At 72.1% G+C, this 18181-nt stretch carries 14 protein-coding genes and 1 pseudogene; 10 read left to right on the plus strand and 5 right to left on the minus strand.

Going from position 1 to position 18181, the window contains the following annotated elements; translation table 11 throughout:
* The first annotated feature begins 60 nt into the window (after positions 1-60).
* Positions 61-2346, plus strand: a complete 2286-nt coding sequence (locus tag ACF06X_RS17470; protein ID WP_392288126.1) for an FG-GAP repeat domain-containing protein — start codon at positions 61-63, stop codon at positions 2344-2346.
* 96 nt (positions 2347-2442) lie between these two features.
* Positions 2443-4638 (plus strand): FG-GAP repeat domain-containing protein, encoded by a 2196-nt coding sequence (locus ACF06X_RS17475; protein ID WP_392288127.1) that lies wholly within the window; start codon positions 2443-2445, stop codon positions 4636-4638.
* On the opposite strand, the gene ACF06X_RS17480 is transcribed toward ACF06X_RS17475, so the two are convergent.
* Positions 4622-5047, minus strand: a complete 426-nt coding sequence (locus ACF06X_RS17480; protein WP_392288128.1) for an ATP-binding protein — start codon at positions 5045-5047, stop codon at positions 4622-4624. The genes ACF06X_RS17475 and ACF06X_RS17480 overlap by 17 nt on opposite strands.
* A 91-nt stretch (positions 5048-5138) precedes the next feature.
* Here ACF06X_RS17480 and ACF06X_RS17485 point away from each other — a divergent pair, with 91 nt between their 5' ends.
* The 3 genes from ACF06X_RS17485 (at position 5139) to ACF06X_RS17495 (ending at position 8582) form a co-directional block, all read left to right on the plus strand.
* The gene (locus ACF06X_RS17485) at positions 5139-6002 is read left to right on the plus strand and encodes a Scr1 family TA system antitoxin-like transcriptional regulator (protein ID WP_392288129.1); all 864 of its coding nucleotides are present in this window, start codon (positions 5139-5141) and stop codon (positions 6000-6002) included.
* A complete protein-coding gene (locus ACF06X_RS17490) occupies positions 5999-6247 on the plus strand; it encodes a DUF397 domain-containing protein (RefSeq protein WP_392288130.1) in 249 nt (82 codons plus the stop codon). Before ACF06X_RS17485 ends, ACF06X_RS17490 begins: the two co-directional genes overlap by 4 nt.
* Before the next feature lie 61 nt (positions 6248-6308).
* On the plus strand, positions 6309-8582 hold the full coding sequence (locus ACF06X_RS17495) for an FG-GAP-like repeat-containing protein (RefSeq protein ID WP_392288131.1): 2274 nt from the start codon (positions 6309-6311) through the stop codon (positions 8580-8582).
* A 49-nt stretch (positions 8583-8631) separates the two neighbouring features.
* Here the strand turns inward: ACF06X_RS17495 and ACF06X_RS17500 are convergent, their stop codons facing one another.
* Entirely contained in the window at positions 8632-9054 is a 423-nt protein-coding gene (locus ACF06X_RS17500; protein ID WP_392288132.1) for an SSI family serine proteinase inhibitor, read from the minus strand.
* Between the two features lie 88 nt (positions 9055-9142).
* On the opposite strand from ACF06X_RS17500, the pseudogene ACF06X_RS17505 reads away from it, so the two are divergent.
* Positions 9143-9553, plus strand: a pseudogene (locus ACF06X_RS17505) (phosphatase); the annotation flags it as partial.
* 57 nt (positions 9554-9610) lie between these two features.
* On the opposite strand, the gene ACF06X_RS17510 reads toward ACF06X_RS17505, so the two are convergent.
* Together ACF06X_RS17510 and ACF06X_RS17515 are read right to left on the minus strand one after the other, a co-directional pair.
* A complete protein-coding gene (locus ACF06X_RS17510) occupies positions 9611-10027 on the minus strand; it encodes a Zn-ribbon domain-containing OB-fold protein (protein ID WP_392288133.1) in 417 nt (138 codons plus the stop codon).
* Positions 10024-10476 carry a DoxX family protein gene (locus ACF06X_RS17515; RefSeq protein ID WP_392288134.1) on the minus strand — a complete coding sequence of 151 codons (453 nt, stop codon included), beginning with the start codon at positions 10474-10476 and terminating at the stop codon, positions 10024-10026. The genes ACF06X_RS17510 and ACF06X_RS17515 overlap by 4 nt, the downstream gene beginning before the upstream one ends.
* A gap of 166 nt (positions 10477-10642) precedes the next feature.
* Between ACF06X_RS17515 and ACF06X_RS17520 the strand changes: the two genes are divergently transcribed.
* Entirely contained in the window at positions 10643-11818 is a 1176-nt protein-coding gene (locus tag ACF06X_RS17520; protein WP_392288135.1) for a flavin-containing monooxygenase, read from the plus strand.
* Between the two features lie 57 nt (positions 11819-11875).
* On the opposite strand, the gene ACF06X_RS17525 is transcribed toward ACF06X_RS17520, so the two are convergent.
* Positions 11876-13681 (minus strand): FG-GAP-like repeat-containing protein, encoded by a 1806-nt coding sequence (locus ACF06X_RS17525; protein WP_392288136.1) that lies wholly within the window; start codon positions 13679-13681, stop codon positions 11876-11878.
* Positions 13682-13922: 241 nt separating this feature from the next.
* On the opposite strand from ACF06X_RS17525, the gene ACF06X_RS17530 reads away from it, so the two are divergent.
* The 3 genes from ACF06X_RS17530 to ACF06X_RS17540 all read left to right on the plus strand — a co-directional run bounded on the left by ACF06X_RS17530 (position 13923) and on the right by ACF06X_RS17540 (position 18161).
* The gene (locus tag ACF06X_RS17530) at positions 13923-16154 is read left to right on the plus strand and encodes an acetate--CoA ligase family protein (protein WP_392288137.1); all 2232 of its coding nucleotides are present in this window, start codon (positions 13923-13925) and stop codon (positions 16152-16154) included.
* Between the two features lie 73 nt (positions 16155-16227).
* Complete coding sequence (locus tag ACF06X_RS17535; RefSeq protein ID WP_392288432.1) at positions 16228-16956, plus strand: enoyl-CoA hydratase/isomerase family protein; 729 nt, start codon at positions 16228-16230, stop codon at positions 16954-16956.
* Positions 16957-17006: 50 nt separating this feature from the next.
* The gene (locus ACF06X_RS17540) at positions 17007-18161 is read left to right on the plus strand and encodes a hypothetical protein (protein WP_392288138.1); all 1155 of its coding nucleotides are present in this window, start codon (positions 17007-17009) and stop codon (positions 18159-18161) included.
* The last annotated feature ends 20 nt before the right edge of the window (positions 18162-18181 follow it).

Genomic DNA, 18181 nt, shown 5'->3' on the forward strand with positions numbered 1-18181 from the left:
GTACGCGCCGTACGGCCGCGCCCGTTCGCGCGCGGCCGTCCCCAGGGGGAGGACCGTACGTTGACGTACCCACGCACATCCCGTCGCGGCCTCGTCGCCGCGATCTGCGCCGCACTCGCCCTGACCGCCGGAACGGCCACCGCCCACGCGGGCCCGGCGACGGCGGCGACACCGACACCGGCGTCGGCACCGGCCGCGAGCGCCGAAGAGGCCCCGGCGCAGGGGGCCGAGCAGCAGGACGTGGTTCCGTTCCCCCGCGATTCCCTCATCTCAGGCGCGGGCTCGACGGGCTTCCTGACCTGTTGCTCCGGAGGGCAGCAGTGGGTGAGGTTCGCGGACGGGGCGGCGACGCCCATGCCGTGGGACGCGACGGTCAGCGGCGCCCTGGCTTCGGACGCCGTCGTCCTCCGGACGAACAGCCTCGTCACGCTCAGGGAGATGGCCACGGACACGGACGTACTGACCGTCGACCTGACAGCGGTCGGTCCCGGCGCCCGGTACGCCGGAGCGGTCGGCTCGACCGTCTTCGTCGCGCTCGGCAACGCGGTCGGAGGCGAGAACGTCCGGCTCATCGAGAAGACCGGCGGCACACAGACGGAGCGTAAGGTGTCGGGCCTGCGGGCGGACGCCACCTCCGTCCAGGCGACGGCCGGCACCGCCGGCCACGCCCTGCTGACCTACCGCACCGGCACCGCTTCCGCGAGCAGGAACCACTGGGCCCTGCTGGACCTCGCCACGGCCACCGTCACGGCGACCCGCGAGATCGTCTCCCCGCACCGCCCGAACGGGGACCTCGCCCTGTCGGCCACACATGTGGCCTGGGTGGAGTACCGCTCCGCCTCCCACACGACCGTGGTCGTCCTCGACCGGGCCACCGGCCTGACGCGGGACGTCCCGCTGGGCCACTCCACGCGACATGTCGAGATCGGCCTGGTGGGGCGGTGGCTGACGTACGGACAGGTCGACGGCCTCCCGGAGTGGGAACCGCACGCCCTGCACGCCGTGACCGCTCGCTCCCTGGAGACCGGGGCGACACGCAAGCTCCTCGACCACCTCACCTCCGCCGCCACCGCGCCCGACGGCACCCAGCTCGTACGCGGCGGCACGGTCGCACGGGGCGAGGGCCTCTACCGCCTCTCGCCCGGCGCCGACGGCACCCCCGTCGTCACGCACGTGGCGAGCACGGGAGAACCGACCGGCGTCGCTCTGCTGAGCCACAACGTCCCCTCCGTGCTCGATCTCGACCGCAACGGCGGCCGGGCCGGGATGGAATGGCGGCTGTCGCGGTTCGGCGTGTCGGCCAAGGTCACCCTGCGCCACGTCCTGACCGGGGCGGCGGTCACGGAGTACCTGTCCGTCGCAGGTTCCCAGGACGACGGCCCGTACACCGTGGTCGGCAGTTGGAACTGGGCGGGCGACGTGGTGAACACGGCGGTGGGCATGTCCGGCGCCGCGCCGAACGGCGCGTACACGTGGAAGCTGGAGGCGCAGCCGCTCAACGGCATCGGGCCGACCCTGGTCACCTCCGGCACGTTCGCGGTCGCGCGCAAGGCCGCGCCCCACGATTACACCGACAACGGCTCCCCGGACATCCTGTCCCGCGACACCTCGGGACAGCTGCGGCTCCACGACACGTACCACGAGTGGCGGGGAGGTAGCCAGCTCTCCCAGTTCCCGGGCACCTCCCTCGGCAGCGGCTGGAACGTCTACAGCCAGATCGAGGCGGCCGGGAACATCGCCGGAGGCCCCGCCGGCGACTTCGTCGCACGCGACAAGGCCGGCGTCCTCTGGCTCTACACCGGCAAGGGCGACGGCACCTTCTCGACCCGCGCCAAGGTCGGCACCGGCTGGGGCGTCTACGACAAGATCGCCGCCGGCTCCGACCTCACCGGCGACGGCCGCCCCGACCTCCTCGCCACCGACACCGCCGGCGCGCTGTGGCTCTACAAGGGCACCGGCGACTGGCGGGCCCCCTTCTCCGCGCGCAAGAGGATCGGGACCGGCTGGGGGATCTACAACCAGATCACGGCGGTCGGGAACATCGCGGGCGGTACGGCCGGAGACCTGCTCGCCCGCGACAAGGCCGGCGTCCTCTGGCTCTACACCGGCAAGGGCGACGGCACCTTCACCGCCCGTACGCGGATCGGGGCCGGTTGGAACACGTTCACCCAGCTCGTGGGCGTGGGCGACGCCGACCGGGACGGCCGTGCCGACCTCTACGCGGTCGGACCCGATGCGAGCGCGGTCCTCTACAAAGGCACGGGCGACTGGCGCGCGCCCTTCCGCTCGCCCGAAATCATCAGCGTGATCTCCGACGCCGTTCGCACGTACAACCACTTCGCCTGATCGGGAGTCCAACGGGGGCGCCACACGCCCTCTGCGGGGGCGAGGGAACGAAGTTCAGCCCGGTCTCCTGACCACCACCCTCAGGAAGAGAACGACTTGACGCACAGACGCACCACGGCCGCCATCCTGGCCGTCCTCGCCGTCACGACGGCGACGTTGACGACCCCGGTGACCCCGGCGGTCGCCGCCCCGGCCGCCCCCGCCTCGCCGGCCGACTCGGGCGCGGAGCAGGAGAACGTGATCGCGTTCCCGCGCGGCGCCGACATCGTCTTCGCGGGCCCGAGCGGCTTTCTGACGCGGGCGTACAGCGCCACGTCACACCATGAGTACCGGTGGACCCGGTTCTCGGACGGGGTCTCGACCCTCGTGGCGTCCTACGGCCGGGCCACCGGCATCACCGGGACTGATCGGGTCTTCGTCGACTACGGGGGAGGTGCGGTTCTCAAGGACATGGCCACCGGCGCCGATGTCCTGACCGTCACCGAACGCGAACTCCCCTACAACGCCTGGCCCGTCGGCGCTGTCGAGTCCGCGGTCTTCGCCGCGTACCGCCATAGCGAGGGAGAGACCCTCAGCCTGATCCGCATGGTCGACGGTGCCCCGAAGCGGAACGTGGTGAAGGGGCTGCCGACGGACGCCACGGGCTACCTCATCGGTCTCGGCGCCACCACCGACACGGCCAAGGTGACGTACACGACCGGGACGAAGCGGCAGCAGGCGGTCGTGGATCTGGCCACGGCCACGGTCACCACGATCCACGACCTTCCGACGAGTACGGCCATCGTGGACGACTCGGCCGAGTCGCCCACCCACAGGGCCTGGACGGAACGTCCCGCCACTTCCTCCGACACGACCGTGGTCGTCGAGGAGCTGCAGTCCGGAGCGACGCAGCGCTTCCCGCTCACGGACGGGTACCGGACCGTGGTCGGCCTCGCGGGGAACTGGGTGACGTACGCGCACAAGGGAGGGAATTCCGCCTACGGCACGGACCCCCTCCACGCCTTGACGGCCCGCTCCCTGGAGACGGGAGCGACGCGCAAGCTCCTGGACCACGTCTCCTCGGAGGTCATGGCCCCCGACGGCACGCAGCTCGTGCGCGGCGGCACGGTCGCCCAGGGCGAGGGCCTGTACCGAATCGCACCCGGCGCCGACGGCGCCCCGGTCGCCACACTCATCGCGAGCACGGGCGAACCGACCCATGTCGCTCTGGTGGGTCACACCATCCCGAGCGGGATCGACGCCGATCGCAACAGCGGTCAGGTGAACCTGGACTGGCAGCTGTCCCGGGTCAACGTCGACATGACGGTCACGCTGCGGCACCCCCGAACCGGGTGGACCCATACCGCCTACCTCCGCCCCAGCCAGGACCCGCTCGCGGCGTCCCGCATCGCCCGCTGGGAGTGGAGCGCCGAGTTCAACGGCGACTACACCTGGGAGATCACCGCCAAGCCGCTCAACGGCATCGGCCCGGACCTGCGCGCCTCCGGCGCGTTCAAGGTCGTCCGCAAGACCGCGCCGCACGACTTCAACGACAACGGCTCACCGGACATCCTCACCCGGGACGGCGCCGGCCGCCTGTGGCGCATCGACACGCGCTACCCGCACGGCGGTACCCACATGGGGGGTGAGCGGACGCCCCTGGGTGGCGGCTGGCAGATCTACGACCGGATCGAGGCCACCGGAAACCTCGGCGGATCGGCCGTCGGCGACTTCGTCGCCCGCGACAAGGCCGGCGCACTGTGGCTCTACAAGGGCCGGGGCGACGGCACGTTCACCTCCCGGGCGCAGATAGGTACCGGCTGGAACACGTACGACCAGATCGCGGGCGGCAGCGACCTCACCGGCGACAGCCAGGCTGACCTCGTCGCCACCGACAAGACCGGCGCCCTCTGGCTCTACCCCGGCACCGGCAAGGACACGGCCCCCTTCGCGGCCCGCAAGAGGATCGGCACCGGCTGGGGCGTCTACAACCAGCTCAGCGCCACCGGCAACATCGCCGGAGGCGCCGCCGGAGACCTCGTCGCCCGTGACAAGGCCGGTGTCCTCTGGCTCTACACCGGCAAGGGCGACGGCACCTTCGCCGCCCGCACCAAGATCGGCACCGGCTGGAACACGTACAGCCGCCTGGTCGGCACCGGCGACGCCAACAAGGACGGCCGCCCCGACCTTCTCGCGTACAACACCGAGTCCTCGTACCTCTACAAGGGCACGGGCGACTGGCGCACGCCCTTCCGAGCGCGTGAGCTGGCCGGTCTGTACCTCGGCAACGATCCTTTCAACGAGGTCGCCTGACGGCACTCGGCAGCGTCGCCCAGACCGTCTTCCCGACGGAACGGGTACTGACGCCCCACGCGGTCGCGAGGGCGGCTACGAGCACCAGCCCGTAGCCGCCCTCGTCCGGTTCCTGGACGGGGTCCGGGCGGCGCTCACCCCGGGCGTCGGAGACCTCGACGCGGAGGTGGTCGGCGGCGAGGGCGAGGCGGAGCTCGAAGTCACGGCCCGGGACGCGGCCGTGGGTCACCGCGTTGTTGGCGAGTTCGGCGACGACCAGTTCGGCGGCGTCGGTGGCGCTCACGCCCCAGTCGTGGAGCTGCTGCACGGCGAGGAGCCGGGCGAGGCGGGCGCCCCGGCGCGTGGCCGAGAGCCGGAGCGTGAACTCGTCGGTGAACTCACCGGTTGGAGTGGCGATTTCGGTCTTCATGGGGACGAGCCTGGCCCCGTCGCCCTACGCTGACCAGCGACGACGGCACGACGCTGAGTAGCGGTACGAGCACGCCAAGAAGGCGGTACGGATGTCGGGGAACCAGGAGGAGCGGCCGGAACGGCCCTCCGAGGTCGACGGTACGGCGCACCTGTTCAGTGCGCTCGGGAAAATCATCAAGACGCTGCGGAAGAACGCGAGCCTGAGCCAGGCGGAGCTCGCGGAGGCCACGCACTGCAGCGAGGACCTGGTCTCGTCCGTGGAGCGGGGGGTACGGACCCCCCAGCCTGACTTCCTGCTGCGGGCGGACCGGGCGCTGGGGGCGAACGGGGTACTGACGGCGGCGGTGGACGACGTGAGGGAGGCACTGGCGCGGGCACGGACGCGGCACCCGGACTGGTTCCGTGACTTCGCGAAGGCGGAGGCGGAGGCGGTGGCCCTGCACTATTACGAGGTGCAGGCCGTACCCGGCATCCTCCAGACGGAGGCGTACGCACGGTCCTTGTTCGCCCGCCGCCGTCCCATGCTGGACGAGGAGACGGTCGAGAAGCGAGTCGCCGACCGCCTGGCCCGGCAGGCCATCCTCGACAAGTGGCCCGCACCGACGATCAGCTTCGTCCTGGAAGCGGCGGCACTGCTCCGCCCGTTCGGCGGCCCGGACGTTCATCGGGAGCAACTACGGCGTATCCGAGACGTGGCCATGCGGCGGACGATCGATCTCCAGGTGATGCCCCTAGACCTCCACGAGCACCCCTATCTGGACGGCACCTTTACTCTGCTGACTCCCCGCGGGCGGCGCGAGGTGGCCTACACCGAGATCTACGGGCACGCCCGGCTCATCACCGACCCGGAAGAAGCGCGCACCTACGCCGAGCGCTATGGGATCATCCGGGCGCAGGCACTCACGCAACAGGAGTCCCTGGCCTGGATCGAGAAACTGCTGGGAGAGCGATGAACACCACCGAACTGGCCTGGTTCAAGAGCAGCTACAGCAGCTCTGAGGGCGGCAACTGCATCGAAGTCGCCTACGACTGGCGTAAGTCCAGCTACAGCAGCTCTGAAGGCGGCGAATGCGTCGAAATCGCCGCCCACCCCACCACCGTCCACGTCCGCGACTCCAAGAACCCCCACGGCCCCCAGCTCGCCCTCGCCCCCGCCGCCTGGGCTTCTTTCGTCCGGCCGTACAACCAAAACGCCTGACCAGTGGTCCAACCGGGCGGGGCGCAGTTCGCGCCCGGTTGGACCACTGGAGGAACAGGCCTTGGCCCACGTACGTACGTCCCGACTGCGGCTCGGTTCGGCGATCGCCGCCGTGCTGGCCCTGACCGTGGGCGCCCTGGCCGTTCCGGCCGCCGTCGCCGCGGCGCCGGCCGGTTCCGACGCGGTGGCTGCCGCGACGGACAGCGCGCTGCCGCGCTACCCCGCCGACGCCACCAGGATCGCCGCCGCCGGGCCGGGCGGCTTCCTGACGGCGGGCTCCCCGGAGAAGCCCGAGCTGCGCTGGACGCGGTACGCGGACGGCACCTCGACCGTGCTGTCGGCGACCACCAACTCGAACGACGGGTCCGCCTCGGACGTCGTCGTGACGGGTGACGCCGCCGCTCCCTTTGAGTACCGCGTCGTCACGCTGCACGACATGGCCACGGGCGCCGCGCCCGTGACCATCGACCTGGACCAGCTCGGCGCCAACTACGCGTACGTCGAAGCCATCGGCTCGACCCTCCTCGTCGAGGTGACGAACGCGGACGGGACGCACGAACTGCACCTCGTCAGCAAGAGCGGCGACACCGTGTCCGACCGGAAGGTCACCGGGATGCCCGACGGTGCCGCCTGGTTCACCGCCACGGCGGGGGTGCCGGGCAGCGCTCTCCTCGGGTACGACCGGGGTGCCCGGGAGATGCCGAAGGGCGGCGGCCGGGCGGTGGTCGACCTGGCGACGGCGGTCGTCACCGAGACGTACGAGGGCTCCCAGCCCGGCTATCTCAGCGCCCCCCTCGCCTTCTCCGCGACCCACGTGGCCTGGCGGGAGTCCGTCTCCGGGACCGGGTTCGAGATCGTCGTGGCCGCGCGGGGCACCGGAAAGACGGAGCGGGTCCTCATCGGACAGGTCGAGGAGCTGAGCCTCGGCCTCGTCGGAAGCTGGCTGACGTACGCCGTTCCGGGGCGACTCACCGACAGCTTGGGCAGCGCCCTCACTCCTCTGCGGGCCCGCAACCTGGAGACCGGGGAGACCGTCACGCTCCTCGATCACATGTCGTCCTCCGTGCCCGGCCCCGACGGCACCCTGCTCGTGCGCGGCGGCACCGGCGAGAAGGGCGAGGGGCTCTACCGCGTCTCCCCCGGCGGGAACGGCACGCCGCCGGTGGCCGAGCTGGTCGCCACGACCGGCGAGCCGACGAAGGTCACGCTGACGCGCGCCGTAGTCCCTCCGGTCATCGACTTCGCCGCGAACCGTGGCCGCGTGCAGCTGTCGTGGGAGCTGAGCCGGCGCAACGTGTCGTTCGCCGTCGAGCTGCGGCACACGCGGACGAACCGGGTGTGGCGGCAGTACGTTCCGGCCGACCAGGCGGTGACCGGCGCCGGTCCGCTCAGTGTCGTGTGGGACGGCTCGTACCACCACGCGCAGGACGACTCCCCGTCCTTCACCGCCGCCTTCAACGGCGACTACACCTGGCGGATCATCGCGAGTCCGACGAACGGCGTCGGGCCGGACCTGGAGGCGACGGGCGCGTTCAAGGTCGCCCGCAAGGCCGCGCCGCACGACTTCAACGACAACGGTTCGCCCGACCTGCTCGCGGTCGACAGCTGGGGTCAGCTGATGACCTACGACAGCCACTTCGACGTCCAGACGAACCGCCTGCGCTGGCCCTACGGGGCGTCGCTCGGCAGCGGCTGGAACGCCTTCAACCAGCTCGTCGCGCCGGGGAACCTCGGCGGTTCGGCCCATGCCGACGTGTTGGCCCGCGACAAGAGCGGTGTGCTGTGGTTCTACGCCGGGCGTTCCGAGGGCGGGTTCTCGCCGCTCGTGAAGATCGGCACCGGGTGGCAGATCTACACCAAGGTGGTCGGCGGCGGGGACCTCACCGGGGACGGGCGTACGGACGTGCTCGCCACGGACACGGCGGGTGCGCTGTGGCTCTACCCGGGGACGGGCAACGCGAGCGCGCCTTTCTCCGCCCGTAAGAAGATCGGCACCGGATGGGGGATCTACAACAAGGTCACCGCGGTCGGGAACATCGCCGGTGGCGCCGCCGGCGACCTCGTCGCGCGCGACAAGGACGGCGTGCTCTGGTCGTACCTGGGGAAGGGCGACGGCACCTTCGCGGCCCGTACGAAGGTCGGCGCCGGCTGGAACGCGTTCAGCCACATCGTCGGCATCGGTGACGCGAACAAGGACGGGCGGCCGGATCTGCTCGGGTACACGGCGAAGAGCCTGTACGTCTACCCGGGCACCGGTGACTGGCGCGCCCCGCTGGGCGCTCGGTCCGAGCAGCCGAACCCGAACTACGGGGAGGACGCCGAGTCCCCGTTCTGACCGTCCTCGCGTGGGCGGGGGCCGTCACCGGCCCCCGCTCTCGTGGCTGTCAGAAGGCGAAGACGGGGGCGGTCTCCGCGTTGAGCTCACATTCGTTCGGGAAGGTCTTCTTCCACTCGACCGGCTTGCTGTCGAGGGTTCCCTTCGCCGACGCCTCGACCGGGTTGTAGTCCATCGGGCAGTCGGCGGCCGCGACGCCCACCAGCTCGTCGAGGTCGCCGCCGGCCTCGCGCACGGCGTCGCAGGCGGCTTCGGGGAACGGGTGGTTGCCGCCGGTGGGGCGACAGCCGAGCCAGGCCTCCCTCGTCGTGCCGGTGGAGTCGGTGACCGTCAGGTGGAGCCGGTTGGCGGCGGGCGGGGCCGTGCCGGGCTCGTTCGTCGCGCCCGCGGGGCTCGCGAGGCCGAGGCCGGCGAGACCGGTGAGACCGGCGAGGGCGGTGGCGGCCAGGAGGGACGCAGTCGTGTTCTTCATGCTCCGGCCAACGACCCCGTACGACCCCCGGTCACGACGATCCACCCGCTTGGCGTGGCGCTGTCCGCCTGTCGCCAGCCTCACGGCCGTGAACGGCAAGAACTTCGTCCTCTTCGACGTCGACGGCACCCTGATCGACGCCGTCGCCAACCAGCGGCGCGTGTGGCACGACTGGGCCGGGCGGTACGGGCTCGACGGGGACGAGGTGTACGCGGTGGCGCTGCGGACGCGGCCCGTCGAGACGTTCGCGGCCGTCGCTCCGGGACGGGACCCGGAGGCGTGCCTGGCGCTGCTCCACGAGCTGGAGGACGCGGACGTCCGTACGGGCTCGTACACGGCCTTCGAGGGGGCGGCCGGGCTCCTCGCCGCCCTCTCCCCCGGCTCGTGGGCGCTGGTCACCTCCAACTACGCGCACCGGGTCCGGGGCCGCTTCGAGCGGACCGGTCTGCCGCTGCCGGAGCTGATCGTGGACGCCGCCTCCGTCTCGGAGGGCAAGCCCTGGTAGCCAACCAGACCGGCCGCCGGCTCCGGCCGCAGTCGCCTCCGGCGGAACATCTCACCCGTGTGAGCGCGGGCCGAACACGGGGACGGTGACGTCCCCCTCGTCCTGGAAGCCGGCCTCCAGTTCCATGCCGATGCGGAGGTCGCCTTCCGGCACGTTCACGATGCGCGTCATCATCCGGGGGCCCTCCGCCAGGTCAACCACCGCCGCGATGTAGGGGACGCGGGTGCCGAACGGGGGGAGGTCGTTGCGGTGGACGACGGACCAGGTGTAGAGGGTGGCCCGGCCGGTCGCCCGTTCCCAGGTCACGTCCTCGCTCCAGCAGTGGGGGCAGAACTCGCGGGGGTAGTGGTGCGCCCTGCCGCAGGCGGCGCAGCGGCGCAGGAGGAGGCGGCCTTCGGCGGCGGCCTGCCAGTAGGGGCGGGTGAAGGCGTCGACGTCGGGGAGGTCGTACCGTGCGGCGGGCGTCATTCGAAGAGTCCGATCGCGTGGTCGAGGGACCAGGTCTGCCAGGACATGGCGAAGAGGGCCACCAGCGAGATCAGCGCCATCATCGCGTTCTGTCCCTGCTCGGCCCAGTCGTGGATCATCAAGGTGAGGTAGAGGAGGTTGAGGAGCAGTCCGCCGACGAGGGCGATCGGGGTGAGGAAGCCGGTGATCAGGCCGAGGGCGAGGGCGAGTTCGGCGTAGACGACGACGTACGCCATGAGCTTCGGGCGCGGGGCGACGACGGTCTGGAAGCCGGTGCGGACGGCCGCCCAGCGGTGCTTCGCAGCGACGTCGGCCGCCCACGCGATGCCCGTGCCCCGCTCGAACCAGCCCTTCCTGTCCTTGTGGCGCCAGCTCTCCAGCCACCACAGGCCGAGGCCGATGCGGAGGACGGCGAGCCATTCGGCGCCGGTGAGCCAGATGGTCTGCATCTCTTCCGGACCCCTTCCTCGACCCCGGTCACACTTATCTGACGGTACGTCAGTTCAGCGGACTTCACACCGTCCGCGCAAGACCCGTGCACGCGTGACCGATTCGCAACCGAACCCCCTCTTGACCGAGACCCAACAAGTGAGCACGTCGTTACGCTGGGCATTCATGTCCCACACCCCCCAAACCCGTCCCGACCACCCCGGCCAGCACGACCATCCCGTCTACGTCGTCGGCGGAGGACCCGGCGGACTCGCCGTCGCCGCCACCCTGCGCGAGCGGGGCGTACGGGCCGTCGTCCTGGAGAAGTCCGACGCCGTCGGCGCCTCGTGGCGCGGGCACTACGACCGGCTGCGGCTGCACACGACCCGTCGGCTCTCGGGGCTGCCCGGCCTTCCGATGCCCCGCTCCTTCGGACGCTGGGTCGCCCGCGCCGACGTCGTGCGCTACCTGGAGAAGTACGCCGAGGCGCACGAGCTGGAGATCGTGACCGGGGTCGAGGTCTCCCGGATCGAGCGGGCCGAGGACGGCGAGAACTGGGTCCTGCACGCGACAGGCGGGCGCCTGCTCACGGGCCGGGCGGTCGTCGTCGCCACCGGGTACAACCACACCCCGCACCTGCCCGAGTGGCCCGGACTCGCCACGTACAGCGGCGAGATCACGCACGCGAGCGCCTACCGCGCCCCGGCCGCGTACCGGGGCCGTGACGTGCTCGTCGTCGGCGCCGGGAACACCGGGACGGAGATCGCGGCCGACCTCGCCGAGGGCGGCGCCGCCCGGGTGCGGCTCGCCGTGCGCACGGTCCCGCACATCGTGCGCCGCTCCACGGCCGGTTGGCCGGCCCAGCGCACCGGCATCCTGGTGCGTCGGCTGCCGGTCCGTCTCGTCGACAGGGCGGGCGCGCTGATGGGCCGCCTGTCGATGCCGGACCTCTCTGCGCAGGGACTGCCCCGGCCGGACACGGGCCTGTACTCGCGGGTGCGGGAGGGTGCGATCCCCGTGCAGGACGTGGGGCTCGTCGACGCGGTGCGCAGGGGCACGGTGGAGATCGTGGGCGCGGTCGAGTCCTTCGACGGCGACAAGGTCGTCCTCGCGGACGGCACCCCCATCACCCCGGACGCGGTGATCGCCGCGACCGGTTACCGCAGCGGCCTGGAACCACTGGTGGGGCACCTGGGTGTGCTGGACGGGCGCGGGCGTCCGGTGGTGCACGGGGCGCGCTGCCCGCGCGAGGCGCCGGGCCTGTACTTCACCGGCTTCACGAACCCGATCAGCGGGATGCTGCGGGAGCTCGCGATCGACGCGAAGAAGATCGCCCGCGCGATACGCAAGGCCACTTCCTAGGACGGGTCGGACCGGTGGGCCGGGGGCGGGAACCCCCGGCTCACCTCTCGCTCCGGCTCAGACGAGGGCCTTGAAGCCGCCCCAGCCGGTGCCGATCTTCGTGCGCGCCTTGAGGCCGCCCGTACCGTTGCCGTCGTACCGCCACAGCACGCCCGCGCCGTCCCGTGCCAGCAGATCCGCGACGCCGTCGCCGCTCAGGTCACCGACGCCCGTAAGGCGGAAGCCGCCCCAGCCACCTGTGCCGATCTTCACGCGCGCCTTCAGACCGCCCGTACCGTTGCCGTCGTACCGCCACAGGACACCCGCGCCGTCCTGCGCCAGCAGGTCGGGCGCGCCGTCGCCGCTCAGGTCGCCCACACCGGTGAGGCGGAAGCCGCCCCAGCCGCCCGTGCCGATCTTCACGCGCGGCTTCAGACCGCCCGTACCGTTGCCGTCGTAACGCCACAGCACGCCCGCGCCGTCCTGCGCCAGCAGATCCGCGACGCCGTCGCCGCTCAGGTCGCCCACGCCCGTAAGGCGGAAGCCGCCCCAGCCGCCCGTGCCGATCTTCACGCGCGGCTTCAGAGCGCCCGTGCCATTGCCGTCGTAACGCCACAGCACGCCCGCGCCGTCCTGCGCCAGCAGGTCGGGGACGCCGTCGCGGCCGAGGTCGCCGACGAGAGTGAGGCGGAAGCCGTTCCAGCCGGTGCCGATCTGGACCCGGGGCTTCAGGCCGCCCGCGCCGTTCCCGTCGTACCGCCAGAGCACCCCGCCGTCCTGGGCGATCAGGTCGGGGGCGCCGTCGCCGGTGAGGTCGTGCTGGAACTGTCCCGGGGCCGGGAGGCCGGCCGGGACGACCCAGTCGGGTTCGGCGGCGGTCACGTCGGTGGTCGTGAGCTTCGTGCCGGGGCCGCCGGGGGTGGTCGCCGAGTGGACGGTGAGCTGCATGCGCGTGCCGCCGGAGAGGTACACGATGCTGCCGCCGTCCGGGGACCACTCCGGGAACATGACCTCCTCACGCGTGGTCATCCGGGTCTCCACGCCGGTCGTCAGGTCGCGGACGTAGACGTCGTTGGCGCCGTCGCGGTAGGCCGCGAAGGCGATCTTCCTGCCGTCCGGGGAGAACGAGGGGTGCAGGCCCTGGGTGACCGGCTGCGGGGCCGCGCCGGTGCGCGGGTCGTAGAGGTGGATCGTGCTGCCGCGGAGGAAGACGAGCCGTCCGTCCCGGGCGACGTCGATCTGGCCGTCCCAGGTCCGCTCCGGCTCGGCGAAGACGTAACCGAGGCCCGTGCCGTCCAGGTTGACCTGCATGACGCGTCGGCGGTCGTGTCCCGGCTTGGTCCCGAAGCCGAGGTAGAGCTTCGTCCCGTCGGGCGACCAGTCGAGGTCGGCGAGCCAGCCGTCCGGCTCGTCAATGTCCATACGGACGGGGCGGGCGCCGGTGCCGTCGGCGTTCGCGACCCAGATGTCGGCGTAGCCGTCATGGCTGATGAAGGCGAGGCGGCGGCCGTCCGGGGAGTAGGTGACGCCGCCGATCTCGGCCCGGGGCAGGCCCGTGCCGCTCGGCACGAGGGTGCGCCGGTCGGTGCCGTCGGCGTTGACCGTGACCAGGGTGCTGGTCCGGATGCCGTCGACTGTCGTGTGCTCGGTGAAGACGACGCGCGGCTTGGACGTGGCCGCCGCGGCCTGAGACGGAGCGGCTTGAGCGGCCTGCGCCGGAGCGGCCTGCGCCGCCTGGGCCGGGGCCGCCTGGGCCGGGGCCGCGGTCGTCGTGGCGAGCGCGGCGGAGGACGCGAGGACCGCGAGCGCGACGCCGAGTACGCGGGTACGGCCGCGGACGCGGCCGCGGGCGCGGCGGGTGCCACGGGTGGTGACGCTGGACAAACTTCCCCCTGGAAGTGGTGTGGTCGGACGCAGTGGATCACGCGTCCCGGGGTAGACCGTCCGCCACGTCGAATGGTTGTACGGAGCCGAAGGGGACGGCGCCCCCCGCCCCCGGCCCAGGCTTTCCCCGCACACCCTATTCCTGACTGAGCGTCAGACTCGTAAGCTGACTAGGCGTCAGATTGCGAAGAGAGGCACGGGACGGACGGACGACGGACGGAACGACGGGCGGAGCGCAACGATGCTTGGATCGACTCACGGCACCTTCACCACCGATCTCCGCGCCCGCGTGGTCGCCTGCGGAGAGCACCCCGGGGCCGCCGGGACCGCCGTGCACGGCGTCACCGCCGTCGCCGGCGACCGGGACGTCAGCGGGCGACCGCTGTACGCGCCCGTGCCCGACCTCGACCGGTTCTTCCGGCCCGAGTCCGTCGCCGTCGTCGGCGCGTCCGACACGGAGGGGCGGCCCAACACCGGGATCACCCGGCAGCTGCTCGCCTGGGCCGAGCGCGTCGGCGCCCGGGTCGTACCCGTCCACCCCAGCCGTACCAGCGTGTTCGGCATCGACTGCGTACCCTCCGTCGGCGCGCTCACCGAGCCCGTCGATCTCGCCGTCCTCCTCGTCGCCGACCCGCTCCCCGTCATCGAGGAGCTCGCCGCGACCAAGGTCAGGTTCGCGGTCGCCTTCGCCTCCGGCTTCGCCGAGACGGGCGAGGCCGGCGCCGCCGCGCAGGAGCGGCTCGCCGCCGCCGTACGGCGTTCCGGGATACGGCTCCTCGGGCCCAACACCAACCTCAACGCCTTCGAGCGCTTCCGCGAGGACCTCGACGGGCCCGCCATCGCGCTGATCACCCAGTCCGGCCACCAGGGCCGGCCCGTCCACACCCTCCAGGAGCTGGGGGTACGGCTCTCCCACTGGGCGCCCACCGGCAACGAGGCCGACCTGGAGACCGCCGACTTCCTCTCGTACTTCTCGCAGCTGCCCGAGGTCGGGGCCATCGCCTGTTACGTCGAGGGCCTGAAGGACGGGCGCTCCTTCCTGCTCGCCGCCGACCGGGCCGCGCGGCGCGGGGTGCCCGTCGTCGCCGTGAAGGTCGGGCGGACCGAGGCCGGGGCGCGGACGGCCGCCTCGCACACCGGCAAGCTCACCGGCGCGGACCAGGTCGTCGACGCGGCGATGCGGCAGTTCGGGGTGATCCGGGTCGACGGGCTCGACGAGCTCCAGGACACCGCCACCCTGCTGGCCCGCGCCCGCAAGCCGGTCGCCGAGGGCGTCGTCGTCTACTCCATCTCGGGCGGAACCGGCGCCCACTTCGCCGACCTCGCCACGGCCGCCGGGCTGACCCTCCCCACCCTCCCGGAGGACAAGCAGGCGGAGCTCCACCAGTGGATACCGCCGTATCTCGACGTGTCCAACCCCGTCGACAACGGCGGACACCCGGTCGGCGACTGGCGCGGCCGGAAGATCATCGACGCGATCCTCGCCGATCCCTCCGTCGGCGTCCTGATCTGCCCCATCACCGGACCGTTCCCGCCGATGAGCGACAGGCTCGCGCAGGATCTCGTCGACGCGGCGGAGGCCACCGACAAGCTGGTGTGCGTGGTCTGGGGCTCGCCGGTCGGGACCGAGGCCGCCTACCGCGAGACCCTGCTCGGCTCCTCGCGCGTCGCCACCTTCCGTACGTTCTCCAACTGCATCGGGGCCGTGAAGGCCTACCTCGACCACCACCGCTTCACCACCGCCTACCGCTCCCCTTTCGACGAGGCGCCCCGCACCCCCTCCCCGTCCTTCCGCAAGGCGCAGGCCCTCATGCGGCCGGGCCTGCAGCTCAGCGAGCACGCGGCGAAGCAGCTGTTGCGGGCGTACGGGATCCGGGTGCCGCGCGAGCAGTTGGTCACCAGCGCGGCCGCCGCCGTCCGGGCGGCCGGCCTCGTCGGCTACCCGGTGGTGATGAAGGCGTCCGGGGCGCAGCTCGCCCACAAGTCCGAACTGGGCCTGGTCAAGGTCGGGTTGACCTCGGCGAGCCAGGTGCGGGACGCGTACCGCGAGCTCACCGACATCGCCCGCTACGAAGGTGTCGACCTCGACGGCGTCCTGGTCTGCCAGATGGTGGGGCGCGGGGTGGAGATGGTGGTGGGCGTGACCCGCGACCCGCTCTTCGGGCCGACGGTCACGGTCGGGCTCGGCGGGATCCTGGTCGAGGTCCTGAACGACACCGCCGTCCGCGTCCCGCCCTTCGGCGAGCCGCAGGCCCGGGACATGCTGGCCGAACTGCGCGGGCGCGCCCTCCTGGACGGGGTCCGGGGAGCGCCGCCGGCGGACGTGGACGCGCTGGTGGAGGTCGTGCTGCGGGTGCAGCGGATGGCCCTCGAACTCGACGGCGACCTCGCCGAACTGGACATCAACCCGCTGATGGTGCTGGAGCGCGGGCAGGGGGCGGTCGCCCTGGACGCGCTCGCGGTGTGTCGATAGGAGCCCGGTGGAAGAGATCCTGCACAGCCTCGACAACGGCGTCTCGTGGATCACGCTCAACCGGCCCGAGGCGATGAACGCGGTCACCTGGGACCAGCGCGAGCGGATCATCGCCCTGCTCGGGGAGGCCTCCGCCGACCCGGACGTACGGGCGGTGGTGCTGACCGCGACCGGCCGCGGCTTCTGCGCGGGCGCGGACCTGCGCGGGGCGCCTCCGGGCGGATCGCGGGGGCCCGGGGTTCCCGGTGACGTGGCGCGGACGATCCGGCTCGGGGCGCAGCGGCTGGTCGGAGCCGTACTGGACTGCGAGAAGCCGGTGATCGCGGCGGTGAACGGGACGGCGGCCGGGATCGGCGCCCATCTGGCGTTCGCCTGCGACCTGGTGCTCGCGGCCGAGCCGGCGACGTTCATCGAGGTGTTCGTCCGGCGGGGTCTCGTGCCGGACGGGGGCGGGGCGTACCTCCTGCCCCGGCTGATCGGGCCACGACGGGCGAAGGAGCTGATGTTCTTCGGGGACGCCATCGGGGCGGCGCAGGCGCGGGAGCTGGGCCTGGTGAACCGGGTGGTGCCGGCGGAGGAGCTGGAGAAGACGGCGCGGGAGTGGGCCGAGCGGCTCGCCCAGGGACCGACCCGGGCGCTCGCGCTGACCAAGCAGCTCGTGAACGCCTCCCTGGACTCCGACCGGGCGACGGCCTTCGCGGCGGAGGCGGCCGCGCAGGAGATCAACATGACGACGCGGGACGCAACCGAGGGCGTGGCGAGCTTCGTGGAGCGGCGGACGCCGAAGTACGAGGGGCGGTAGCGGGAGCAGCTACGTTGTCCCCTCAACGTCTTTTGGATGAGGGGTACATGATGAGCGTTTTCGGTACCGGTCCGATCAGCCGGAGGGGCCTCATACGGCTCGGCGGGGGCACCGCCGCCGGTCTGGTCCTCGGCGGCGCCGCCGCCTCGACGGCGCAGGCGCAGGCCCTGGCCCAGGCGCAGGCCCAGATCGCGGCCGAGGGTGCCACGGCGCTGCCCGCCTCGCTCGCCTTCGACCTGGCCGACCCGTCGGACGCCCTGTTCATGCACAAGCAGGCCTGGTGTCCCACCGTGATGCAGTGCGCGGGCTACGACCACCTCAACAAGCACTGGTACGTCGCCCAGGTCATGTACAACCCGGGTGACGGGGTGTCGTACGCGACGCGCAAGGCCGAGGGCGACATCGCCATCACCAAGCTGAGCGCGGACGGCTCGACCAAGCTCGGGCGGATGTACCTGCGCGGCTTCGGGCACGGCGCCCAGATCGGCATCGAGACGACGGCGGTGGGCTCGGCGCCGTACATCTGGATCGAGTACGACTCGCAGCCGAACTCGGACAACACGGGCTTCGGCACCAAGCTGTGCCGGATCAAGTACGTGGGCCCGGCGGCCGACCAGCCGCCGCGCAGCTTCCACTGGGACGACCCGGAGGACCGTACGGCCATGAACTTCAAGGACCGTACGCCCGACCCGCTCAAGCTCCCGGGCGCGGGCACCACCCTGACCGCGCCGCGGCCGGTCGTCGACATGCACCACCGCCGGGTGCTGGTGCGCTTCAACCGCAACGGTCAGCTGCAGTGCGCGGTCTGGGACCTGGACACCGCGGTCGCCGCCCCGCTCGGCGCGCCGCTGCACCACTTCGCGGACCTGCCCCGGCCGGTGTACGACGCGCAGGGCTTCTGCCTCTACGGCTCCTACATGTACATGTACGAGGGCGAGGCCTACGCCTCCGGTGGGCCGACCGACACGACGGACGTGGGCACCACCCACATCACCCGGGTCGACCTGAACACCGGGGTCTCGGAGCGCGCCCTCACCCGCGCGCTGAAGAGCCTCACCTTCCGGGAGCCCGAGGGCATGAACATCATGCTCGTCCCGGACCCCGCCCGGGCCGGTGCCTACCTTCCCCGGCTGACGTTCGGCTTCGCCTCGGGCGAGTCGGGCGACCGCCGCGTGAACATCGCGTACAAGGACGCCCTGATCTGACCGAGGCCGGCCCGAGGGTT

Source organism: Streptomyces sp. NPDC015346 (genome assembly GCF_043078785.1).
In the GTDB taxonomy this organism is placed as follows: domain Bacteria; phylum Actinomycetota; class Actinomycetes; order Streptomycetales; family Streptomycetaceae; genus Streptomyces.